General features: G+C 60.9%; 20 protein-coding genes and 2 pseudogenes. 10 read left to right on the top strand and 12 right to left on the bottom strand.

What is annotated here, in order from left to right; all coding sequences use genetic code 11:
• Positions 1–101: 101 nt before the first annotated feature.
• Entirely contained in the window at positions 102–1,049 is a 948-nt protein-coding gene (locus AYK65_RS22445; protein WP_081160884.1) for a quinone oxidoreductase family protein, read from the bottom strand.
• Between the two features lie 103 nt (positions 1,050–1,152).
• On the opposite strand from AYK65_RS22445, the gene AYK65_RS22440 reads away from it, so the two are divergent.
• The 4 genes from AYK65_RS22440 (at position 1,153) to AYK65_RS22425 (ending at position 5,425) form a co-directional block, all read left to right on the top strand.
• Positions 1,153–2,079, top strand: a complete 927-nt coding sequence (locus tag AYK65_RS22440; RefSeq protein ID WP_081160881.1) for an AraC family transcriptional regulator — start codon at positions 1,153–1,155, stop codon at positions 2,077–2,079.
• A gap of 344 nt (positions 2,080–2,423) precedes the next feature.
• Positions 2,424–3,095 (top strand): response regulator transcription factor, encoded by a 672-nt coding sequence (locus AYK65_RS22435; RefSeq protein ID WP_014762790.1) that lies wholly within the window; start codon positions 2,424–2,426, stop codon positions 3,093–3,095.
• A complete protein-coding gene (locus AYK65_RS22430; RefSeq protein ID WP_081160879.1) occupies positions 3,095–4,432 on the top strand; it encodes a sensor histidine kinase in 1,338 nt (445 codons plus the stop codon). The genes AYK65_RS22435 and AYK65_RS22430 overlap by 1 nt, the downstream gene beginning before the upstream one ends.
• 141 nt (positions 4,433–4,573) lie before the next feature.
• Positions 4,574–5,425, top strand: a complete 852-nt coding sequence (locus tag AYK65_RS22425) for a DUF3313 domain-containing protein (protein ID WP_420810264.1) — start codon at positions 4,574–4,576, stop codon at positions 5,423–5,425.
• Positions 5,426–6,040: 615 nt separating this feature from the next.
• On the opposite strand, the pseudogene AYK65_RS22420 reads toward AYK65_RS22425, so the two are convergent.
• A pseudogene (locus tag AYK65_RS22420) lies at positions 6,041–6,360 on the bottom strand (transposase); the annotation flags it as partial.
• Between the two features lie 340 nt (positions 6,361–6,700).
• Positions 6,701–7,594 carry a LysR family transcriptional regulator gene (locus AYK65_RS22415; protein ID WP_081160876.1) on the bottom strand — a complete coding sequence of 298 codons (894 nt, stop codon included), beginning with the start codon at positions 7,592–7,594 and terminating at the stop codon, positions 6,701–6,703.
• A 96-nt stretch (positions 7,595–7,690) separates the two neighbouring features.
• Here AYK65_RS22415 and AYK65_RS22410 point away from each other — a divergent pair, with 96 nt between their 5' ends.
• Genes AYK65_RS22410 through AYK65_RS22400 form a run of 3 tightly spaced genes read left to right on the top strand, consistent with a single transcriptional unit; the run spans position 7,691 to position 9,710 of the window.
• Complete coding sequence (locus tag AYK65_RS22410) at positions 7,691–8,428, top strand: SDR family oxidoreductase (RefSeq protein WP_081160875.1); 738 nt, start codon at positions 7,691–7,693, stop codon at positions 8,426–8,428.
• Positions 8,429–8,457: 29 nt separating this feature from the next.
• Positions 8,458–8,670, top strand: coding sequence for a tautomerase family protein (locus AYK65_RS22405; protein WP_037381523.1), 213 nt, complete (start codon positions 8,458–8,460; stop codon positions 8,668–8,670).
• A gap of 44 nt (positions 8,671–8,714) precedes the next feature.
• A complete protein-coding gene (locus tag AYK65_RS22400; protein ID WP_081160873.1) occupies positions 8,715–9,710 on the top strand; it encodes an MBL fold metallo-hydrolase in 996 nt (331 codons plus the stop codon).
• A gap of 331 nt (positions 9,711–10,041) precedes the next feature.
• Here the strand turns inward: AYK65_RS22400 and AYK65_RS22395 are convergent, their stop codons facing one another.
• Positions 10,042–10,497, bottom strand: a complete 456-nt coding sequence (locus AYK65_RS22395; RefSeq protein ID WP_081160871.1) for an Rrf2 family transcriptional regulator — start codon at positions 10,495–10,497, stop codon at positions 10,042–10,044.
• 85 nt (positions 10,498–10,582) lie between these two features.
• On the opposite strand from AYK65_RS22395, the gene AYK65_RS22390 reads away from it, so the two are divergent.
• From AYK65_RS22390 to AYK65_RS34035, 3 genes are all read left to right on the top strand, one after another.
• Positions 10,583–11,362, top strand: a complete 780-nt coding sequence (locus tag AYK65_RS22390; RefSeq protein ID WP_081160870.1) for a class I SAM-dependent methyltransferase — start codon at positions 10,583–10,585, stop codon at positions 11,360–11,362.
• A gap of 196 nt (positions 11,363–11,558) precedes the next feature.
• On the top strand, positions 11,559–12,068 hold the full coding sequence (locus AYK65_RS22385; RefSeq protein WP_081160868.1) for a P-loop nucleotide/nucleoside kinase family protein: 510 nt from the start codon (positions 11,559–11,561) through the stop codon (positions 12,066–12,068).
• 982 nt (positions 12,069–13,050) lie between these two features.
• The gene (locus AYK65_RS34035) at positions 13,051–13,356 is read left to right on the top strand and encodes a helix-turn-helix domain-containing protein (RefSeq protein WP_139793314.1); all 306 of its coding nucleotides are present in this window, start codon (positions 13,051–13,053) and stop codon (positions 13,354–13,356) included.
• Between the two features lie 481 nt (positions 13,357–13,837).
• Here the strand turns inward: AYK65_RS34035 and AYK65_RS22360 are convergent, their stop codons facing one another.
• The 8 genes and pseudogenes from AYK65_RS22360 to AYK65_RS22325 form a co-directional block, all read right to left on the bottom strand.
• On the bottom strand, positions 13,838–14,764 hold the full coding sequence (locus AYK65_RS22360) for a DMT family transporter (protein WP_081160865.1): 927 nt from the start codon (positions 14,762–14,764) through the stop codon (positions 13,838–13,840).
• Positions 14,765–15,255: 491 nt separating this feature from the next.
• Positions 15,256–18,231 carry an NAD(P)-dependent oxidoreductase gene (locus AYK65_RS22355; RefSeq protein WP_081160863.1) on the bottom strand — a complete coding sequence of 992 codons (2,976 nt, stop codon included), beginning with the start codon at positions 18,229–18,231 and terminating at the stop codon, positions 15,256–15,258.
• A gap of 269 nt (positions 18,232–18,500) precedes the next feature.
• Positions 18,501–18,776, bottom strand: a complete 276-nt coding sequence (locus AYK65_RS22350) for a helix-turn-helix domain-containing protein (RefSeq protein ID WP_420810263.1) — start codon at positions 18,774–18,776, stop codon at positions 18,501–18,503.
• Positions 18,777–18,783: 7 nt separating this feature from the next.
• Positions 18,784–19,380 (bottom strand): annotated as a pseudogene (locus AYK65_RS22345) (transposase family protein); the annotation flags it as partial.
• A 158-nt stretch (positions 19,381–19,538) separates the two neighbouring features.
• Entirely contained in the window at positions 19,539–19,784 is a 246-nt protein-coding gene (locus AYK65_RS22340; protein WP_081160860.1) for a MoaD/ThiS family protein, read from the bottom strand.
• Between the two features lie 9 nt (positions 19,785–19,793).
• Entirely contained in the window at positions 19,794–22,046 is a 2,253-nt protein-coding gene (locus tag AYK65_RS22335; protein ID WP_081160858.1) for a xanthine dehydrogenase family protein molybdopterin-binding subunit, read from the bottom strand.
• A 2-nt stretch (positions 22,047–22,048) separates the two neighbouring features.
• Positions 22,049–22,525, bottom strand: a complete 477-nt coding sequence (locus tag AYK65_RS22330; RefSeq protein ID WP_081160900.1) for a (2Fe-2S)-binding protein — start codon at positions 22,523–22,525, stop codon at positions 22,049–22,051.
• Positions 22,525–23,385 carry an FAD binding domain-containing protein gene (locus AYK65_RS22325; protein WP_081160855.1) on the bottom strand — a complete coding sequence of 287 codons (861 nt, stop codon included), beginning with the start codon at positions 23,383–23,385 and terminating at the stop codon, positions 22,525–22,527. Before AYK65_RS22325 ends, AYK65_RS22330 begins: the two co-directional genes overlap by 1 nt.
• Positions 23,386–23,647 lie beyond the last annotated feature (262 nt).

Raw genomic sequence — 23,647 nt, 5'->3', positions numbered from 1 at the left:
TTACACAGCCAGGACCCGTTGCAGTCATTGGTGCCTGGCAGGACGAATGGCTCGAATGAGCCCATTGCGGTCATGCAATTGGCCGATGATGATCAAGTAAATCACAAACCGGGCATCAATACATACCGGGTATCAATGTCGCCGTTCCAAGCCTCTGCAATCGCTTGCAGCCGCACGCTCTTGAAGTTCGTGTCGAAGCCCGCCTCTGGCGCCGCTGCCAACAGCTCACCTGCTCCAGCGATGAGATCGGCAACAGCAACGCTTCCAATACCGCTTCCCATCAGTTCCAGGCCCGAGCTGCGGAGCATATCTCCACGCAATGCGATTTCGTCGCCGGCCATCGTCCCGAGTTGGACGTAACGCAGACGAGGCTCGCCGATCCTTGATCCCCGGTTCTGTGTCGCCGCCCTGAGCACGCGGGCAGCGGCATCACCCCAAACGAAGTCGAGGACGACATCGATGCCTTCATCGAACTGACCACGCAGAGCCGCATCCGCTTCATTGCCCAGAGCGATGCTCACATCGGCGTCGAGGCGATCCAGCTTCTCCTTGTTTCGGCCGACCGCAACGATCTTGCTCGCGCCGAAGTGCCTGGCAGTCTGAATGGCCATGCTCCCGGAAGCCCCCGTCGCTCCGACGATGAGGACCTTCTCATCCTTCTGAAGCTTTGCTCTTCGCGTGAACGCAACCCACGAGGCAAGCGCGCCCGTGACGATCGCCGCGGCACGATCACTGGCAAGGGCAGCCGGGACGGGCACCGTCATGCGGGTCGCTGCGAGGGACTTCTCGGCCATGGAGCCGAACGGCGCCTTCGGAAAGAGAAAATAAACTCTTTGCCCATTGGCATCGATGCCCACTCCGTCGACACCAGGAACAAATCCTGCGGTGGCACCGCTTGCGTAATGCCGTCCTGAAGCCAGCCCCTTGACGATAGGACTTAGAGCCGCCGCCTCCACCTTCACCACGGTATCGCCTTCCCCGGCTTCCGGCTCTCGGAAGTCCTGGAAGGACGGAGGTGCGTCAAACGAATTCACAACTGCAGCCTTCATGTCACCAACTCCAATTCTGCGATTGGACGTTAGATAGACAGCTGCGCCTGCACGATCTATCCTTGAGAGTACGATATTTGTTCGTGATCGTTCAAAGTGACTGATGGACCCGCTTTCTGAGTTGCTCGCTCATCTTCAGCCTCAGAGCTACATTACTGCCGGATTTGACGCGGGCGGATCTTGGGCGCTTGTGCTGGATGACCTCGCCGGGCGCATCAAATGCTATGCGGTGATGAAGGGAGAGTGCTGGCTTTCGATCGAGAAGATAGCGAATCCGGTCCGGCTCAAGGCCGGCGACTGCTTCGTCCTCCCGACAGGGTGCCGGGCCCTGATTGCCAGCGACTTGGAAGCAGAGCCGAAGCTGGCAAGCGAAACGCTTGATCCGAACCGCAGCGGCGAGGTGGTGACCTACAATGGCGGCGGCGACGTCTTCCTTGTCGGCAGTCGGTTTGAGGTAGAGGGCCGACATGCGGAGGTGATGCTGCAGACCCTACCCCCTCTCATACGTGTCGAAGCGTCGAATGACAGGGCGAAGCTGCGACTTTACATAGACCTCATGATGGATGAGCTTCGCGGAGGCAGGCCCGGCGCTTCTCAGATGGCGCAGAACCTCTCCCACATGATGCTTGCACAGACGCTGCGCCTCTACATCGAGGACTTGCCGGAAGGTGAGGTTGGCTGGCTCGCCGCACTGGCTGATCCCAAACTTGGAGCGTGCCTAAAGGCGATGCACTCCGCCCCCGCCCATTCCTGGACGGTGGAAGAACTCGCCCGGATTGCGGGAATGTCCCGGACCAGCTTCGCGCAGCAGTTCCGACAACGCGTCGGCGAGACGCCCATTTCTTATCTGACACGTTGGCGGATGATGTCAGCAGCCGCGAAGCTCGTGCGGGGTCAGGATACGATCACCCAAATTTCGATGTCGCTCGGATACTCGTCTGATCAGGCTTTCAACACGGCATTCAAACGTGTTACGGGGCAATCGCCCCGTCTATATGCCCGCCGTCAAAAGCAGGGTGCCGAAGCTTAGACATCGTGCGATGACTGCCCCAAAGCGGACGCCACCCGGCTATCGGTCGTCGTGATCGTTGTTTGCGCGATCGGCGCACCGCTGGTTCTCGGCGTTTCCGCAGTTCTATCGGACCAGCAGGATAACGAGTGGTCCTCCCACCAGTGATCCGAGGACTGATGGCGGATAAGCGGTACCTGCGCAGTATGGGTCTGAGACAGTTCATCACGCTGTTTTCGCGACCGGATGTTCTCAGGGTCAGCCTCTTAGAATTTTAGCAGGATGATGGGTCGGCCCTTCCATTCCCGTAATGCTGCCGCAATGTTTTGCGGCAGACAAAGGACGGGCCAGAGAGCGAAGGGTCGATGAGACTGTTGTTGATTGAAGATGAGAGGGAGCTGGCGACCGCGCTGTCGGTGGCGCTGAGCAAACTCGGCATCGTCACCGACCACACGATGCATCTCGCAGACGCCTTCGAGCTGACGCGCCAGAATGCCTATGACGCGATCCTTCTGGACCGACGTTTGCCTGACGGTGAAGGATTGACGTTCATTCCGACGTTGAGGCGGGCCGGGAACGACACCCCCATTATCGTGCTGACGGCGCGCAATGAGCCATTGGAGCGGGTCGAGGGCCTGGATATCGGCGCTGACGATTATCTGGGCAAGCCTTTCCTCGTCGAAGAGCTGATGGCGCGCGTTCGCGCGGTGCTTCGACGGCCGTCCAACCTGACTGAACAGCGGATTGTTGCGGGTCGTATGGTGATCGATCCGCTGCATCTCAATGTTGCTATCGATGCCGCTCCCCTCGATCTTCCCAGACGAGAGCTTCTTGTCCTTGTGGCGCTTGCCAAGCGGAAAGGCAAAACGGTGCTTCGATCGACGCTTGAGACGGCGGTTTACAACTACGAGGATGAGATCCAATCCAATGCCCTCGATGCGCATATCTCCAGGCTGCGCAAACGACTGCTGGACGCCGCCGCCGGCGTCGCCATCCACAACATCCGAGGTGTCGGATATCTTCTGAAGGAAGAATGATGCCCGAGGCGAACAAGCCGACCCCGTCGCTTTGGTGGAAGCTGAGCTGGCAGCTCAGTCTCGTCATTGTCGCTGTGGTTGCCGCGGTGATCATCGGGCTTAGCGTCTACGGAGTGATGATCCTCTCTCCGAACGTCGCCGTGGAGGACAAAATCAGCGCCGCGGTGGCGAAGGCAGTGGAACGCGATGCGCAAGGAAAGTTTCAACTCCGCGATACGCCGGAACTGCAATCGCTTAAAGCGCTGAACAAGGGGCTTTGGTATGTCGCGGCCACGACAGACGGCGCCTCGGTATCCTATGGCACCGTACCTGCGCCCTATGCCGAGCTTGCGCATCTGGCGTACCTGTTCCACGACGCGGACATACGGGGATCGACCGGCACGAATGAGATTGCAACGATCGAACGCGTCGAGACTGCGGTGGGTGAAGTCCGAATTCTGTTCGGTGGCTTCGCTGACAAAGGCTGGCCCGTTCTCGCTCTTCTGGCCGGCACCTACCCGATCTATATCCCTTTGATCGCCCTTGCCTTGCCTGCGATCTTCCTTACCGTTCCCCGAATTGTGCGGCGCGCTCTTGCAAGGTTGAGCGAGGTCGCTCGCGAAGCATCGGAAATCGAACCGCGCCGCCACGGGGCGCGCCTTTCGGCGGACGGCATTCCCAAAGAAGTGGCTCCGCTGGTGATTGCTTTCAACGGAACGCTTGAGCGGCTTGAGAACGAGTTTAAGAAACGCCAGCGCTTCCTGATCGATGCGGCGCATGAGCTCAGAACACCGATCGCCATCATGCAGACCCGGATCGACGGAATGCCTGAAGGGCAGGACCGCCGGCGACTGCTGGACGACGTGGCGCGGCTCGCGGAAACGGCCGAGCAGCTGCTCGATTTCGAGCGGAACGATCAGGTGACCGACCTGCATGAGACGCTTGATCTCGTCGATGTCGCACGCATGGTCGTTGCCAACTTCGCACCGCTAGCGATCGCGGCGGGTTACGAGATTTCCTTTCAAAGCCGGGTGGAAAGTCTCGAACGCAGGGGCTGCCCTTCCGCTTTGCCAAGAGCGATCGGCAATTTGGTTCGCAATGCGATCGATCACGGCGGCAATACCGGGATGATTTCGGTTTCGGTCTCGGCGGACGGCGCAGTGTCGGTGACCGATGAAGGGCCGGGTATTCCTCCCGAGCATCAAGAGCTTGTTTTCGAACCCTTCTATCGTGTCACGCCGCGAAGCACTGGCGCGGGTCTTGGTTTGAGCCTGGCGAAGCAGGTTGCCGCAAACCATCGCGGCCAGATCACGCTCGTCAGCGGACCGGGCGGAACGCAGGTGAAGCTAAAGGTCTAAGGCTGATTTCCCGGAACGCACGATCTGCGCATTCTCCAATGCCATGTGTAATGCTGCTGCAATCCTTCCTTCGCAACGTCCGGCAAATTCATCCGCAACGGAGGGTCGTGCGGCGTGCGCAATAATCCGACATCCAAATCAATCCACCTGCTTAGGGCCGCCGTGTTCCCTTTGAGATTTGCCTGCCTGGCTCTTCCTTTGGCAGCAATAACGGCCTGCGCCTCAGTCCCGCTCAAAGAAGGCGGCACGCTGACCTCCTACGGCAATCTTGGCGCGGTAAATGGAAAGCTCGCCAAATCTCGCACTTATGTGGACGGCCAAGGTTTGGCCGCGGTGAAGACGGTAAGCATCGTGCCGACGAGCTTCGCGTTCAGCGCCGCATCGCGCATTAAATCAGACACGGATCGGGCATTGGTTTCGAACGCACTGGACCGGGCGCTCTGTGTCGCACTCAGTGACAAGTACCAAATGGTCTCAGCCGGCCAACCGGCGGATCTGACGATCCGATCAGTCTTTACCGAAGTGGTGCCGACAAACAAGGCGATGGCGGGTGTGTCGACCGCGGTAACGCTGGGCAGCGGCGCTGTGCTTCCTGTCAGCGTGCCACGGCTCCCCATTGGCCTCGGGGGATTGGCCGTCGAGGCGGAGGCTCTCGACAGGAGCGGCGTGCAACGTGCGGCCATGGTGTGGGCGCGGGGCGCCAACTCCATCCAGAACAGCCCGCGCGTTTCCGAGGTCGGGGACGCGTACAGCCTGGCTTCCAAGTTCGGGAGCGATTTTTCTCGAGTACTGATCGCCCGTAAGGAGCCAAAGGGATTAGACTTATCGCTGCCTTCGGGGCAGAGGATGAAGTCTTGGCTGGGAGGCAAACCGAAATATGCGGCATGCGACGCGTTCGGCCGAGCGCCCGGCCTCGCCGGCGTTGTGGCAAGTAAGGTCGGTGCACCGCCGGAATGGACTGATAGGCAGCTAAAGTCGATCGCGACGCATTGAATTGCCCTTGCGCACGCCGCAGAGTCTCTCCGGAGCCAATGCAAAAAGCCTGACTGCAGGAACGGCGACGAGCGGACCCTCCCAGCCGTTCCGCCAGTAGCGGTGGCCGGCACCAGCCGTGCTCCGTTCACCCGCGCCATTCGAAGCGTACGTTACCGGCTTGAATTCAGCGGCGTGGCCCGGTGTCGCGAAGCCGCCGACAAGGCAAAGGAAGACTGGGTGGGCGTTTCCGTTCGGCACACGACATCACTTGACTGCTCATCGGCTGAACGGCGGCTTTGCGCGCATTGCCCTCACTCAGCGCTTGGCTCTTCAGCTTCGCTCTCCATCTGTGGACGTATATGGACCCCGCCCGATTTTAACAGTCGGCTGGATCAGGATCATTGGTCACAACTGCTGACGTATATCCGGCTTCGTGATGCGGCTGGACAACGTCTTCGCCGCGAGCCTCGATGGGTTTTCGCCCGCTTCCACCTCAAAGCCCCGGTGACATTGGCTACCGCCATGCCGGTCCACAGATCAGGTTCGGGAAGCGACGGGGTGACCGTTTTTCGATCTCCTGCCATTTGCTCAATTGCCGGGGTGAGACCTCCTTTGCTTATTCGCCGCTTGGGCTCAGGCCGCCTTCACCGACAGCGCGGGCTCGTAAGCGGTGTCGTCCGAGAGCATGGCCCACACGATCCGCGCATTTTGTTGGCAAGCGCAACGGCCGCGACGTTGGGATGCCGCCGTTGCCGCATCTTGCCGAGCCAGAGGCTTCGTGGGTCCTGCTTGCCGCTAGCCCGGCTTAAAGCGGCGCGAGCGCCATGAATCATCAGTGTGCGCAGATAGCGATCGCCGCGGTTGCTGATGCCGAACAAACGGGCTCGCCCTCCACTGGATCGCTTCTTCGGCACCAGGCCAAGCCAGGCCGCGAACTGGCGGCCGTTCTTAAATGGTTGCAACACCGCCATTCTGGCACAGCGATGCCGTCGGGGGTGTCCACGCCATCACCCGCCTGTGCCGCTGACGGCGACACCTCGAAGGACCGGATTGGGCTCGAAGCAGTCTTTGCCCCATTGCATATCAGACGGCCGCACAGGGTCGTTTCTCCGCATTCACCGCGGTCGCAGAAGAGTGGAAGACCGTTGTTCGTCCTGTAACGAGCAGGTTGCGTCAAGACGTTGCGACTGTCGCGAAAGTGCCTACTCTACGGCGTCGTTCGGTTGGGGCAAAGCGTCACGACTGGCAGCGGGGGCGGACGCCCGAGCCTCGGGCGCAGGCAAGTACATCAAACTACAAATCTGTCGCATCGAAAACCGCAGCCACCCAGTCGAGGAAAACCCGCACACGTGGCGATAGCTGACGGTTCTGCGGATAATAGGCAGCGAGCGGCAGTGGCGGCGGCGGCTGGGCCGGCAGGATTTCTACAAGGGCGCCTCGCGCCAGATCCTCCCGGAAGCGATAGCGGGGCGCCTGAATCAGCCCGTAGCCCATCCGTGCGAGATGATGCGCTGTCTCCGCCTCGTTGGCGGTCACTCGGCAGGGAAGTGTCACCTCCCTTATTCCCTCGGCGGTCTGGAACTCCATCGGCATCACACGGCCCGTGCGTGACGACACGAAGCCAATCATCTGGTGTCGGTCGAGATCATCGACCGAAGAGGGCATCCCGTGACGCTCAAGATATTGCGGGCTGGCGCAGGTCTGCTCCGGAATATCGGGGAGCCTGCGCATGATCAGGCCGCTGTCATCCGGTTCGCCCGCCCGGATGACGCAATCCACCCCCTCGCGCACCAGATCGACCAGCCTGTCGCCCTGGCCGATCTGCAACCTGATCTGTGGATACGCTTCCAGGAAGTCCGGCAGGCGCGGCAGTAGGAAAGCCCGCGTCAGTACGCCGTGCGCATCGATGCGGAGCACCCCCGAGGGTTCACCGCCCCGCAAGGCGCCCTCCGCTTCGTCGATATCGGCGAGGATCGACAGGCACCGCCGGTAATAGGCTTCGCCATCCGGCGTGGGCGCCACATGCCGGGTGGTGCGTTCCAGCAGCCGGCTGCCGAGTTGGCGCTCGAGCCGCCTGATCGCTTCGGTGGCCGTCGAACGCGGAATGCCAAGATCGGCCGCCGCGGCCGTGAAGCTGCGACGGTCGATGACCCGCACGAAAAGACGCATTGCATCGAGGCGATCCATATTTGTTCGGTATAGCCGAATTTTGTTGCCCGAAAAAGGGCGATTATCCCGCTCCCAAGTTTCGATACTTCCTTGCCTAGCAACGGAGGTCAAAAAATGAGGCTGAAAGACAAAACCGCAATCGTGACCGGCGCCGGCAAGGGCATCGGCGCGGCAATCGCGCGACGGCTTGCCCATGAGGGTTGTGCTGTTGCGGTGAACTATGCCCGCGATGAGGCTGCTGCCCGTCAGGTCGTGCAGGACATCGAGCAGGCGGGCGGCAAGGCGGTTGCGGTGCAGGCTGACGTCGGCGATCCGGCCGGCATGCCCGCCCTGTTCGATGCGGCTGAAGCCGCGTTCGGCCCGGTCGATCTACTGGTCAACAATGCAGGCATGATGCGGCTCTCACCTGTAGCCGACGCGACGGACGCGGACATCGAAGACCACTGCACCATCAATCTCGGCGGCACGTTCCGCGGCATGCGCGAAGGCGCCAAGCGGCTGCGCGATGGCGGGCGGATCATCAGCGTGTCCTCAAGCGTGGTGGGCTTCTACCAGCCCGGTTACGGATTGTATGCCGCGACGAAAGCGGGGATCGAGGCGGTGACGCACGTGCTTGCCAAGGAGTTGGGCCCACGCGGGATCACCGTGAATGCAATCGCGCCCGGCCCGGTCGAGACCGATTTCTTCATGCGCGGCAAGTCTGAGGAACTGGTCGCCAGCATCACGCGGATGATCCCGCTCGGCCGCCTGGGCCGTCCCGATGACATCGCTAACGCCGTCGCTTTCCTGGCTGGGCCGGAAAGCGGCTGGATCAATGGTCAAACCATCCGCGCCAATGGCGGCGCGGTCTAATCGCAACCCTCAAATCCAAGGAACACACCATGCCTTTCGCGAACTACAAACTGCCCCAGGCCTCGCTTTCGACGGCGCAGAAGGAAGACCTGATCCACAAGACGACCGAACTCATGGTCGGCTATTTCGGCGAGGTCGTGCGTCCGACCACGATGGTCCTGATCGAGGAAGTGCCCGATGGCGGATACGGCCGTGCGGACGAAGTCTTCGTCATGCCGGAGGAATACCGGGCAAAGGACTGACGCCGTATCGATAGAGAGCTGCTGAACACAGGAAGACATGTGTGATGGAGACTGAAAAGACAGCATACACAGACAGACGCGATTTGCTGAAGCTGACGGTCTTGGCTGGACTGGCGGGAATGGTTCCGATCCGCGCTAGCGCACAAGGGCAGGACATCTTGCAACCGCCCGCGCGGCCCCTGCCAACCGTGGATACACGTTTTCCGGCGGAGATGGCGCCAGGTGTCTTTCTTGTGCCCGACAAGCGCATCCCGCTCGTTCCGAATATCGGGATCATCGTCGGCACGGAAAGCGTGCTGGTGATTGATTGCGGTCTTGGTCTCGAGAGCGCCGAGAACGTCCTGCGCCTGGCGCGAGAACTCGCACCGGGTCGCCGGATCATCCTGACGGTCACCCACGCCCATCCGGAACACGGCTTCGGTGCCCAAGTGTTTGGGAACGACGCACGCATCTACTACAACAGCGCGCAACGGGACTATTTGCAGCGCTCAGGTCAGACCTTGTTGGACGGCTTCAGAGCGGCCATTCTGCCGGAAGGGCAGAAGCATCTGCTGGACGGGATCAAACTGACGCCACCGCATGAGACATATGACACCGCGGAGACCGTGATCGATCTGGGTGGTCGTGAAGTCCGGTTTCGGACTTGGGGCACCGCCCATTCTCCGGGGGATCAGATCCTCTTCCTGCCCCAGGAGCGCATCCTGTTCGCGGGAGACCTTCTCGAAGAGCGTATGTTTCCAATCGTGCCGTTCTTCCCGCCTATGATCGGTGCCGGCGACATTGACGTTGCAAAGTGGGAAACCGCTCTCAACGATTTGATGCGGTTGCAGCCGCGCCTCATTGTACCGGGGCACGGAAATCTCGGCGGCGCCGAGCTTCCTGAGGCCGTGCTTGGCTATTTCCAAACGGTGCGTGGAATGCCCGCCGAGGCCGGTCCGCAGACGGCCAAGCTTCCGTCGCTCCTTCGCGCGCGTTATGCAACATGGGAGAATCCGGAGTTCATTTCGCCAGCACTCCGATACTTTCAGCAGAGAGCCTAATCAGCAACTGCTGTAACAAGGGAATGGCGTCTCGCCGATGCAGATAGCTCTGGCCTCCTCGCCCCGCTCGCCCAGCATCTTGTCGATGCCGGGCACCTCGAGCCCCGTACAGCTGCGCGAGAGCCTGGCCGCGGCCGACCTTTCACTGCCGCAGGATATGGTATCGCGGATCGGTGAAGCGATTCAGCGGGAGGTGGGTTAGGCGAAGGACCTATACGGGCTCACCTGCGGAATGAATGACCGCTATCAGGCGGCGATACCCAGCATTCGAACTTCCGAAATGAAGGCGCATTGCGGACACGCCTAAAGTGTATCCCGCCTGCTAGTATGCTTAGGTTTGCTTCGGCGCCCGCGCCTCAATCGCCCCAGCACAACGCATGTCGAAGCGTTTGGCGAGTTCCGCCAGGCTGACCTCCCCGAGACGGCTGATCAACAATGCCTCAGCCTCACGCATGGCGCCTTCGACCGCCTCGTTGACGATCTTCTCGACGGCGCAGTCGGGGTTGGGATGCTCGCTACCGATGGCGAAGATGCGCGGACCTCCCACTGCCCGATGAACATCGAGCAGCGACACTTTCGTGAGGTCCATGGCGATCGACCAACCGCCGCCATGCCCTTTCTCCGATCGCACATAACCCGCTTTACGCAGGCCCGCCATCGTACGGCGTACGACCACCGGGTTGGTCCCAAGCATGCGCGCGACCACCTCGGACGTCATAGGTCCATCGTGGCGTGCCATGTGGAGCAACACATGGAGCATGCGGGAAAGGCGGCTGTCGTTGCGCACGGTTTCATCCTTGCACGGTGGAGTGGATTGGCAGCGTCGGCAACTCACGTTACATTAAATGTTACATGATTCGAAGAGGCGTGACATGCGTGAATTTGAGAACCCCGATCATTGGGATACTGCTGCTCTGCACTACGAGAAGACCGCGCACCCCTTCACTGCGCGCTATGCCGAAGCGGCGTTGGCACGCGTGCCGCTGACCTCGGAGGCTCGAGTCCTGGATGTCGCGGCCGGCACCGGCGCATTGGCACTGGCTGCGGCGCGCACGGGCGCTCAGGTGCTCGCGACCGACTTCTCGCCCGGCATGGTCACCCGCATCGCGGCTGCCCGACTGCCCAATGTGGAGGCGCGCGTCATGGATGGGCAGAACCTCGACCTTCCTGACGCGGGTTTCGACGCAGTCTTCTCGATATTCGGCGTGATTATGTTCCCCGACTGGCGCAAGGGCCTCGCCGAGATGGCGCGAGTGACTCGTCCGGGTGGATATGGTGTGGTCGCAACCTGGCAGAGTCGTGGCGCGGCGACGTTTCTGCTGCTAGGTCAGATCCGCCAGACGCTGTTTCCTGACCTTCAGAGCATGGCGATGCCGGAAGCCGTCCAGGCGCTAACCGATCCGAAGGATTTCGCGCGGGAACTGATCGATGCAGGCTATCGGGATCCGCAGATCGATCAAGTCATGTATGAATATGAACTTGAGGTCGCGACACTCAACGAGCCCGACACATTGTTTGGCATGTCTCCGGATTGGACTAGCCTTTCCGACCAGGAGAAAGCGGCAGTCGTCGCCGAGGTCCGCAGAATTGCTGCCGATCGAGCGGTTCTGCCGATACCATCTACCGCACTGATCGGTGTCGCGCGCCGCTGAAATCGTGCGGCGGCGGCTGAACGGATGACTGCTTTCAAGATGGTGGCAAGTCGTCCTGAATAACGTACTTGAGGGCGCGTTCTGGGCGTGGCTGCACTAACGTAGCGGATGGACAGCTGACCTGATCGCTCAGCTTGTGACCTGAGCACTCTGAGGTAGGGTGTCTTCTTACCCGATTGGAAGCCATGATAAACCTATGGGCATCAAGAACTATCTGATCGAAGGCGGTTCCGGCACTGGAAAAACGTCTGTCGCTACAGAACTGGAGCGGCGGGGCTACCATGTGATCCATGGTGATCGGGTCTTAGCTTATGTCGGTGACCCCGAGACAGGCCAGGCACTCGCAGGCCCTCCCAAAGGCGCAGACCGCATCGCTTGGGGCTACGCGCACTGGATCTGGCCCGCCGACAAGGTCCGGACCATTGCTGCCGACACCACCCATCCTGCCACATTCTTCTGTGGCGGCTCGCGCAATTTCCAAAAATTCCTGCACCTATTCGACAAGATATTCGTGCTCGACATCGACGCTGAGACGTTGAACCGAAGATTAGATGGACGGCCGAATGAGCCTGGCTTCGAACCGGCTGAGCGGGCACTGGTACTCCACTACCATCATACTCGGGAACATCTTCCTGCCGGCATCACCATCGACACGGCGAATACCGTCGCACGTGTTGTCGACGATATCCTCGCTAACCTCACTTGAACCCTTGCAGCAATTGTGATCGGAAAGGGACACCCCGATTATTGCGGGAAAACCGAAGCCGCTTGAACCGGCCACTGGGCGTTGTCACTATCGTAGCCGACCGGCAGCTTTGAGACAGACAACCCGGGTGGTCCAACGACCGTCTTGGGGGCGCAAACCTGCCGTCCCCGCGCAACGAATTGACAGTCCCCTTCGGGCTCAGAGCTGTCATCCACCTTCAACTATCTTGAGACGAAGCGGACAGTGATAATTTGACACTTCAAAGCCAGCATTCGGCGATCATCGGATCGTCCGTGGGGAAGCGCGGAATCCGGTAAAGGCCCCGCTTCCGCATTTCGGCCCGGATCGGCTCGATGCGATCCACGACCCGCACCCCTGGTGAGGTTTCAGTTCCGCCCTCGCCGCCGTGAAGCACGGTCTGACAGCGGCATGTGTATCTGCCCGGAAAGTCCGAGGCATACGACGTAGAGGCCAGTGGTCGTTCCCGGCCTCATTTGCGTTCCTCCCATCAGGGATCCTTCTGCCGCCGTTGTCTCTCCGGTGCCGATAAATGCGACGCGGTTTCCCCGCCCAGGCGGGCCTCGTCGATTCGGCGACCAAGGGCGCAAGGAGAAAGTTGGTGGTGCGAATCAACCGGCAGACATGGGGGCACGAAAAAGCCCCGGCGGGCACTGCCGAGGCTTCCTTTTCGCCCTACCAAGCCGCTGTTTCGGAGGGGGCCGGTTGCAGCGAGGGCGATGGTGCCGGGCAGCAATTTCCCGGCGACATCGCGATGATGCCACCGGGCCGGCGCATCTCAAAGTAGCAAAAAGTAGCTAGATCGTTGCATCTTCGAGGTGTGGTTAACTGGCAGAAACGCAAGAAAGCGTTCTCCGACAAGAATTGGTGACACATGTGTCAGTGTCACCGGCTGATACCTGCCGCTTGCCTCGCACCCGGCGATTTTCGCTTTAACACGATTTCGCTGCTATAATCGCGCCTTATGAAGCCGCAAGAATTCGCCGCCACTATCGCGGGACTGGAAAGCCAAGGCATGACACCGAGCGAGATCGCCCGCGAGGCGGGCCTCTCGCGCATGACGGTGTGGCGGATCGCCAAAGGCGAGACCTCCCGCCCCTCCTATGAGACGGTCACCCGCCTCAAGTCGGTGGTCGCACGCCGGACTGCTGCAATGCGCAGACCTGCGCTAGTCTTCTATAAGGAACGGTTCTGGAATGTAGGCGTGTGTCTAACCGGGAGTGAACCACACAAATTGAGGATGCCCTCTTTAAATGCCACATCCGGCTGAAAACAGCTGCATTCTCACATTTACGTGTCAAGCGACACCAGGAGCAGCTTACTGCGCAGCACGATGAGTCTTACGACCGATTTCATCTCAGAGCTGATTAGGGCGGCAATGAGTCGGACCGGCTGACACACTATGAGATAAGCCGGCTCCTTGACCGCGCGATAGACACGATCCGCGACATGCGCGAGCGCACCGTTGAGCCCATCGTGCACGAGACGTCCTGATTGATCTCCGGATGTCGTCGGAGCGGGCTCGCGACCCTTCGGCGGAGGAGGTCAGGGATGCCCTGGTGGAGGCGGCCGACGTCATCAGGGCACTGAAAATCGTCTTGGAACGGACCCCGTAACATACCTCGCTCACGATGGCAGCGATGCCCGGGACATGAACTCTGCCGCACTCGACCGGCGACTACCTCTGGAACGAAATTGACCGACCCCTTGAACGTTTCAGGCCGATCCGCGCTAACCGCTTCAATCCAACTTCAAATTCCCTTAGCGGGTATTATTGCAGAAATGCCCACGGATCCCCGCTGCGCGCGTTGCCGACCAATCTGAAGCATCGCGATGCTTGCGATCACGAGCAAAACCGCGCCGATCTCAAGAATGCCTACCGGCTCACCTGCAATCCAGCTGATCGACAGTGCAACGATCGGCGTGACGTATGTCGCTCCGGAAGCAGCGACAGCACCAAGCTCTTGAAGCAGATAGTAGTAAAGTAGGAACGCAGTGCCCGTGCCGAGAACACCCAGCCCAACCACGACACCCGCTGTCGCGTGCCAATCCTGAAGAATGTTCTGGATTCCGGTCGTGTCGGTCAGCAACAGCAGGACGACGAGGGCGAGGCCGGTCTGCCACGTCGCTAAGGCGAGCGGCGGGAGGTTATAGGGCGCCAGGAACCGGCGAACGTAGACGTACGAGACTCCAAGGATTGAAGTTGCAGACAACATCCAAAGGACGCCGCAAATGTCAATCGTTCGCCCTAAGACCTCCCACGGGCGGGCGATCAGGGCAATGCCACAGAAGCCAAGCAGCACCCCACCTGCCATCATGCCATTTAACTTCTCTGATCGAAGGAAAAGGAGCGTCGCGATAGTGGTAAACATCGCGATTGACCCACCCAGGATGCCGGCGGCACCCGACGGCAAGAGGGCCGTGCCCTTTACAATCGCGTAGTAGTAGTAGGCCGTCGCTACGACCGCCATAACTGCAAAGTGCCCGACACAGTGGAATTGAGAGCGAGTAAGCACTCTTTTCTGCAACGCAAAGGCTAACAGGGGGAGAAACCCAAATAGGATTCGTAAAAGTGTAATTTGTGACGCCGTAATATATTGAGTAGCCATTTTCATGTATAAGAAATTCGACCCCCAAAATAAGCCGAGAAGGACAAATGCTATATAGGTCAATCTCATTGCTTTGTTCCTTGTGAGCGAGTGCCGCGCGGCGATCAAACAGAATTTTATAGAAGCGGGCGTCTATGGCAGAACGACAGAAGCCCGATAGGCTATTTCCTGCAATCGATACAGCGGAATAGGGTGCCCCTTTATACCCCTACAAATTGCATCGTTCTGATCGTCACGGCAGGCATTAATGCGACGGCGGCTTTGACAATATTCTCGTACGATGCGCCAAGGGGAACGGCGCATCGCCCCCTCTCACGCCGCCGCTGACGGAATCACCCGGACAATTGCCGGTAAAGCATCTCTCGCATCACGGAGGACTGTTCTCGATTCGCGAGTCCCGTTCCTCAGCAATAAGTTTTTGGGCCACGTTGGCTCTTCCGGCGGCAGGAGCCGCAGCGGCACGCCGGCGGCGATCACCTTTGCCGGGTCGGCAGCGGCGACGGCGGCATCAAAAAGCGAGGTCCTAAACCGGCGGCGCTCGTCGGGGGGTTCAACGGGTGTTACTCCTCCGCCGGCCCGTAGAGACCGAGCTGCTCTAACAGCGCCCGCTGCCGGTCGACACTTTCCACGAGAAGGCCGGTATAGCGATCGATCATCCGGCCGCGGTGGTTCGGATCAGAAACGCCAGAGAGCGCGCCCAGGATCGCCGCGACCTTTTCCGACGTTTGCCGCAGTTCCCCCAGGAGCTCCGCCTTGCCGCCGACCTCGGTGATCACCCCCTTCGTCACTCGGCCGATGCCAGCGGGCGTGCGGCTGCCGGCTGACACGTAGCCCTCTGGAAGGTCGCCCTTGAGATTGGTGACCGACTTGAAGCGGATGACGTCGAAGACCTGATCGACCGCCTGCTTCGCACCGGTCACCCGCGAGGGATGGTCGGTGTCAGCGGCCGCATGCGGCAGCAGCTCCAGCTTGCCCTTGTGGCGCTCTTCGAGCGGCAGATAGGGAAGCATCGGTCCGCTGAGCCTGCCGGTCGCCGCGTCCTTGAAGAGGTCGGCGTCGATCGCCGCATGCGCGATCTTGCCGGAGGACAGCGCCTCATCGAGGGCGGTGACATCGACCACCTCGCCGCGGTCGTAGTTGACCAGCACCGCGCCGTCATTCATCGCGCCGAGCACCTTCGCATCGACGGTTCCGGCGTTGGAATAGACGCCGGTCGCCGCGTCCAGGCGGCCAAGGCCGATATGGACGGAGAGCACGTCCGCATCGGTCGCCGCTGCGACCGGACTTGCGGCATATTCGAACCCTTCCGCGTCGATCCAGCGCTTGTGATGCTCGCGCGCGTAGATCGCCACCTTCATGCCGAAGGCCTTGGCGAGCTTGGCCACTTCGCGGCCGATGTTGCCGTAGCCGAGAATGGCAATCTTCCGGCCCTCGAGCTTGGCAGTCGGAAAATCCTTGAGCTGGCGGCCGGTATCGAAGTCGCCCCCGGCGACCATCCGGTGCAGCCTGTCGACCGGCAGGTCTGGAACGACCTTCAGGATCGCCTTCATTGCCATCTGGGCGGTCGCGCGGCTGTTGATGCCCGGCGTGTTCATGAGCGGCGCCTCGCCGCCCTCGCCGTTACCGCCGCCCCAGGAGGCCGAGCCCATATTGCCGGTGCCTGCACCGATGCGCACGCCACCGAGCGGGAATATGGAGGCCTTCGGAATGAATGACGCCGCCGCGATCAGCGCATCGTACTGCCCCTTATCGGTCTGCGGTAGGATCTCCGCCTCCGTGCTGAGGTTCGGCTGGTAGAAGAAGTGGATGCGCCCCTTCTCGAGCGCGGACCGGTCGCCGAGCGGCCCGACATGGAAGACGCCGCCCTTGTCCTCGATGTAAGCCTTGATCTCGCTGTGATCCGGCTGGCCGTCAGCGCCGAAGCGCAGGCCGACCAGATCGGCGATCAGCACTGTATAGGCGCGCTCGGGATCGTCCTTGCGGACGGGCCCGTCGGCCTTCGCCGGAGCCTCGAAAGTGACGCCCTGCTTCGCCAACTCCTCTTCGAGAACGACGATCTTGGCACGCAGATAGGCGTATTGCAGATTTTCCAGCAGCGCGACGACATCTTCCGGCTCGCGGATGCCGCCGACCCAGGCGCGGTAGTCGCCGGGCGTGCCCGGGAAGGCATTGACGTAGCGGGCCGCATCGAGGCCGGGCTCGTATTCGCCGTTCGGATGAGTAATTCCCTCATACCCGAGCAGTTGCTTCGAACGGGCGATGATGCGGGCGTGGATGTCTGGATCGGTAATGCCTGGGTCCTCGACCTTGAGCAGCGTCACTGCCGCGCCGCGCCGTTCGGCATCGGTGACCGTCAGCGACAATAGCGGATGCGATGCGACCCACTCGTCGATCACCTTGCGATTTTTGGCAGAGCGGCGGTTGAGATCGACGACCGACCCGACCCGGGCCTCCGACTGCAAGAGGCCGAAGGTGGTCTCGGCAAAGGCAAGCGCGCTGTAAGTGTTGATGACGCCGCCAAGCATGCGGTCTTCGGCGGCATCGTAGAACGGCCCGGCATCAACAGAGCGCTTGGCCGAAAACGGCTGCCTCGGATCGATCGGCGGAGCGATCTTCAACTGGCGCGGAATTGCCCAGGCGGGATCCTGCTGGTTCTTCTCGATCAATGCCAGGGCATGCGGCGTGAAGGAGGCGACAAAATAGCCCGAAATCCCGCCGATCGCCTTCTGGAACGGCATGAAAAGGCAGCACTTCGCCATCACGGCTTCGACCAGTTCGGGCTCCCACGGCATGGCGCCGAGCATCGAGGTAGCATCGAACACCGCATGGCGGTTTGCCGGGTCGCCGTCCAGCCAGCTCAAGAGTTCGCTGATCTCGCGACTGGTATAGGTATTGGCGCCAGTCGTCTCGTGACCGACACCGACGAAGATAGAGACGCCGAGGCCGGAGAGCTCCGCGGCCGTGGGGATCACGCCTTCGGAAACGGCGAAATGGATTCGGCTCTCGCAGCCCTTTTCGGCAAAGCGCTGCATCTCGATCAGCTGTGTGGCCCAGGACTGGCGGAAGAACCCGGCGGCCTTGGACGGATCGCTCTCCGGCTGCGGGGTGTCGACATATATGCGTTGCGAAGTGTCGTTCGCGTTCATCAGATGCTGGACGCAGACGGTGAAGCCGCTGTGGCCACCGCCGAGCCCGACGGCCATACGGTTTGTCTTCGGAAAGCCGAAATAGCGATGGATCGCCCGCATCATGTCGGTCAGGATCTTGTCTGCCGGATAGCCGCGGTGCATGCTCCGCGAAATCTCGGCAGTGGTGAAGCCGCCGATGTCGTTGCCCCTGTCGTCGAATTTGCGATAGGTATTCTCGATCCAGGCGTCGAAGGCGATGCGCCGCAGGCGGCTGTCCACTTCGTCGGTGGTCGCATCGGTGATCGGGCCGACGCCGAAAAACGGATTGGACGGCAACTTCGGCGCACCATTCCTCGTCAGTTCGAGTGCCTTCAGTCGCTGTTCCTGCATCTGCGCGATGTTCGTCATGATCTGCCTATCTGTTGTCGAGGCGTGAGGATGCGCGATATTGGATCGGACACGTCAGAAAGATGACCTCATATGCGCCGAGCAGCACGCGGAATGCGTCATGGATGCGCCTGGAATGAGGATTGCTATCGCGCCGGCGCTGGCAAAGCGCCGATGCCCGTACGAGGAATAAACTACCTGCGGAAGGGAACGTCGCTGGCCCCGTTTCGGCGGCTGCGGTAAAACGGCCCGTCATGCGCCGGCGCAAGAATCAGACGCAATATCGACGTTTAACCGGGTGATTTGCCATTTGCTGATCGGCGTATGGATGCGCGGAAATACTGTGGTGTACTGGAGAACCGCCTCCGGAACATCCGACTGAGGTGCGAGGCATCACAAAAGCCGCTTTCCACTGCGATCATCGCAATCGACTTGCCGGTGTTTTCCAGCATGTGCCGCGCGAGCGAGAGCCGCATTGCGATGAACGCGGAGAGAGGCGAGATTCCAAGTGCCTGCCTGAAATGCCGTTCGAGAGATCGTTTGCCGACGTTCAGATGTCTTGCCATCTCGGCAACGGAGAGTGGCGCGTCCAGATTTTGCTGCATCAGCGCCAAGGATGTCGACGACCGAACGGCGCTCCAGGTCGACGATCATCGTGCCGTAGCGCCACGATCGCCGCCAGCTCCAATCATCTATGCCAACAACCCGGATCGTGGCGTCGCGATGAGCGAGCGCGGCATCCCGCTTCAGTTGCCGCAGGATCGTGTCGTCGCTGACCGGCATGCCGAGCCGTCGCATCAAGCGCTCGCCGGGACGGCCGCCGGCGCTATGGCCGAGCAGACCGACAATCTCGGAGACCCGCCTTGTCCGGCGCGCATAAGGGGAGGCAATCGTCGGCAGCCGGTCGGTGAACGTTTGTCATTCACATTTCTGATGCGCGCACCGCCAGCGGCTCAACCGAAGCTTCACCGTTACGGTTTTGCCCTGGACCGGCAGATCTTGGAGGCTTCGGTCGGACCAGCCATGCCAATTTCGGGTCCGCCGTCCGCAATCAGGGCAAATGCCAAAAGCTGGCCCGGCAGCGGAAACAACCCAACCATCATCATCTGTGAGCGCAACACCCAGAACTATTGCCCCTGAGCCGGGCGACCATTTCATTTTCGTTCGCATACCCGCCTATGGCGGCATCATGTCTAACGGCGCGTGAACCACACAAAGTGAGGAAGAACCAATTTAAGTGCCAAGCGACAGCAGCACGACGATCACGGTGAGATGCGCATTGCCTCGTCGAAACAGTGCGTCTACACGGGCGCTCTCGCGACCCGCCTTCAACCGCCTGCCAGTCTCGGCAGCAAATAGATTTCCGCGCCCGTCGGCAGTTCCTTCGACCAGGTGTCCCGATAGATCGTTCCGTCAATTGCGACTGCGATCCCTCGTGTCATGAGCGGCTCGAGCCGAGGGAACCGTTCGCTCAACCTCTCGAACAGTTCCCTGATATTCTTTGCCTCGATCTCGATCTTGCTGTTGCCCTCAGCTGCCGCGGCGAGAGAGCCCCAGAGCGTCACCTCGACCATCGCACCTCCTTACGCTTCGAGCGCTGCCAGGATCCGCGGCGGCGACATGGGAATATGCAGCATTCGCACGCCGACCGCATTGGACACGGCATTGGCCACCGCTGCAAGCGGAGGGACGATGGACGTTTCCCCGACGCCGCGAACCCCATAGGGATGATTGGGGTTGGGTATCTCCAAGATCTGCGTGTCTATCATAGGCAGATCCGAACACACCGGGATACGGTAGTCGAGGAAGCCCGCATTTTGCAGCCGGCCGTCTTTGCCGTAGATATATTCTTCGTTGAGTGCCCAGCCGATGCCCTGCGCGGCGCCACCCTGGTACTGTCCTTCGACATAGGTCGGATGCACGGCTTTGCCGGCATCCTGCACCACGGTGTAGCGCAGCACCTTGGTGGCCCCGGTTTCCGGGTCGACCTCGATATCGCAGATATGGGTGGCAAAGGATACGCCGGCGCCGTCGGCGACGATCTCGCTGTGCCCCGCAATCGGGCCGCCCGTGGTGCCCGATGCCGCGGCAATCTCCTTCAGAGACAGTTTCGGAAGGTTTCCGTGCGTCTCGCCCTTGGCGACGGCATGGCCCTTTTCCCAGGTCACGTCCTCGACCGGAATGTCCCACATCTGTGCCGCACGCTCTCGGAGAATCTTGATAGCGTTGCGGGCAGCAGAAATGGTGGCCATCGACGACGAGAACGTTCCTCGGCTGCCATCGGTCATGTCATTGTAGCCGAGAGTGGACGTGTCGGCGATCACCGTTCTGACCTGCGAATAGTCGATCCCGAGCTCCTCTGCGGCCACCAGCGACAGCGATGCGCGCGAACCGCCCACATCCACCGTGCCAACCGCGAGCGATACTGTGCCATCTATACCGATGTTGAGATCGGTACACGTCTGGCCCCCGAAGTTGAACCAGAACCCACATGCCATGCCGCGCCCCTGGTTCTTGCCAAGGGGTGCCTTCATGTGAGGATGGTTCTTCACGGCCTCCAGTGTCGGCCCGATGCCGATCGGGCCGTAGACTGGACCGTAGGATGCCTTGGTCCCTTCCTGTGCCGCGTTCCGGATCCGGAAATCGACCGGATCCATGCCGACCTTCTTGGCAAGTTCGTCGATGGCGCTTTCCACTGCAAACGCCGCCATCGGCGCCGAAGGCGCGCGATATGCCGCGGTCTTCGGCCGGTTCACCAGCACCTCATAGCCGACCGTCCTGACATTCTCGAGCTTGTAGCAGGCGAATGCGGTCATGGCGCCAACCTCAGCCCATGCTCCGGCATAGGGGCCGCAGGAATAGCGCAGCGTCGCATCGGCGGCGATGATCGTTCCGTCCTTCAATGCGCCGATCTTCACGTCGATCGACGTGGCGCTTGTCGGGCCGGAGGCGCGAAACACCTCGTCACGCGTCATCACCAGCTTGACCGGCCTCCCGGCCTTGCGCGACAGTGCAAGCGCGACAGGCTCGGCCCAGACATGGGTCTTGCCGCCGAAGCCGCCGCCGATTTCCGACGACGTCACGCGCAGCTTGGAAGCATCCATGCCGAGCAGTTCTGCGCAGTGCTGGCGATAGACAAAGTGGCCCTGGGTGCAAACCCACAGGTCCGCTGTGCCGTCCGAACAGACATTGGCGACGCAGGCGTGAGGTTCGATGTAGCCCTGATGAGTCTGTTCGGTCTTGAATGTCCGTTCGACCACGAAATCGGCCCTTGCCATACCGGCGTCGACGTCGCCATGCCCGAACTGGCTCCGCATCGAGACATTCGAAGGGCGATCCGGCTTGGGATCAACGCCCGTTGTGAAGATCGTGTCGTTGATGAGCGGAGCATCCGGCGCGAACGCCTGGTCAACATCGGTAACGTGCGGCAGGAGTTCATACTCGACCTCGATGAGCTTGAGCGCCTGCTTGGCGGTTCGCGCATCGATTGCTGCCACGGCGGCCACGGCGTGACCGTCGTAGAGCGCCTTCTTGCGCGCCATGCAGTTGTCGAGAATGTCATACATCGCCGCATCACCATTGGTGAGGTCGGGCAGGTCCGCCGCCGTCAAAACCGCCTTAACGCCAGGAAGTTGCGCGGCCTTTGACGTGTCGATCTTGCGAATGATGGCATGAGCGTGCGGGCTGCGCAAAATCCGTCCGACCAACTGGCCGGGCATGTTGAAGTCCGCGCCGTAGCGCGCGCGGCCCGTCACCTTGTCGACTCCATCCGGCCGGATGGGTCGGGTGCCCACGGAGGAGAAGCTGCGTTTCGAGTGGCTGGGATCAAAATTCATGGTCAAGCTCCTCTCATCACGCCTGCTGCGTCCTGAACGGCGCGCACGATCTTGTCGTAGCCGGTGCAACGACAGAGATTTCCGGCAAGGCCGAAGCGTATTTCCTCTTCGGTCGGATCCGGATTCTTCGCCAGCAGATCCTTTGCGGCAATGAGGAAGCCGGGTGTGCAGATGCCACATTGCAAGGCGGCATGCTCGAGGAACTTTTGTTGCAGCGGATGAAGCTGGTCACCCTGTGCCATGCCCTCGACGGTCTCGATGCGCCGGCCTTCCGCCTCTGCCCCAAGCACGAGACAGGAGCAGACCAGGCGATCGTCGAGAATGATGCTGCAGGCGCCGCAGTCGCCCGTGCCGCAGCCTTCCTTCGCTCCCATGAGCCCCAGGCGATCACGCAATACGTCAAGCAGCGTCTCGTCGGCGTGACAGAGAAACTCGGCGTTGTCGCCATTGATGTTCGTTGAAACTGCTATGCCTACCATCATTTCTGTCCTGCACGCTGATAGGCGGCCAGTGCGACCCGCTTGGCCAGCACTCCCGCGACTTTCCTTCGGAATTCCACAGTGCCCCGCTTGTCGTCTATGGAACGACAGGCGCCTGAACAGGCCGCGGCCAGGCGGTCAAGCGTCTTGTCGTCGACGCGGGAACCAGTGAGGATTTCGGCCGCTTCCTCGACCAGAAGCACCGTCGGCGCCACCGCGCCAAGCGCGACGCGCGCCGACTGGACGACACCCTGGTCATCAAGAGTGAGATTCACCGCGGCACTGACGACCGCAATATCCATCTCGGTACGTGGCGTGAACCGTTGATAGGCGTCGCCCGAACGCGGCTGGCGCTTGTCGAGCAGAATGGCCTCGATGATCTCGCCGGGCGCAAGCGACGTCTTGCCCGGCCCGACCGGCACCATTTCGACAGCGATCGTGCGGGAGCCGGCCGGCCCCCTGATCAGAGCCTTTGCACCGGCCGCCACCAGCGCGGGCACGCTGTCGGCCGCAGGCGATGCGTTGCAGAGATTTCCGACGATGGTGCAGCGCCCCTGCACTTGCTTGGAACCGATGAGATTGGCGCCTTCCACCACGCCGGGCCACGCCCGCCGGAGCGCTGCATTCTCGCCGAGGACCGCGCAAGGCACCGCAGCGCCGATGACGAAACCATCCTCGCTTTCAGTTATGTGTCTCAGGGCGTCTATAGCTTTGATGTCGATGATGAGTTCGGGTTCGATGAAGCCCCCCTTCATTCTCACCAGCAGATCGCTTCCACCGGCCAGAATGGCGGCCTTGCCTGACGCTTCAACCAGTAGGCCGATGGCGTCCTCCAATGAACTCGGACGAATGTAGCGCAAAAGAACCCTCCTCTTTAAGCATTGGGCGAGACGCGAAGCGCGCAGATCCAGGTGTGATTATGTTGAGCTCCAGCATGATTTTCCTCGTCACGCTATGAGATGCGCTGTTAGGTGGCAAGCCGAGTTCTCCTTTCCAGTCCGATGAACCGGCTCCCGACGCATAGTTCAGCGGTCCACTCCAGGCTTAGTTTTCTAAACCTGCGCAATGCTAGCTTGCCTGATATCGTATGGCACTGCGCTGGGTAGCGACGGCCAGCACCGA

The sequence above is a fragment of the Ensifer aridi genome, from assembly GCF_002078505.1.
In the GTDB taxonomy this organism is placed as follows: Bacteria; Pseudomonadota; Alphaproteobacteria; order Rhizobiales; family Rhizobiaceae; genus Sinorhizobium; species Sinorhizobium aridi.
The sequence above is the reverse complement of the archived record's forward strand: the minus strand, read 5'-3'. Positions and strand labels throughout refer to the sequence as shown.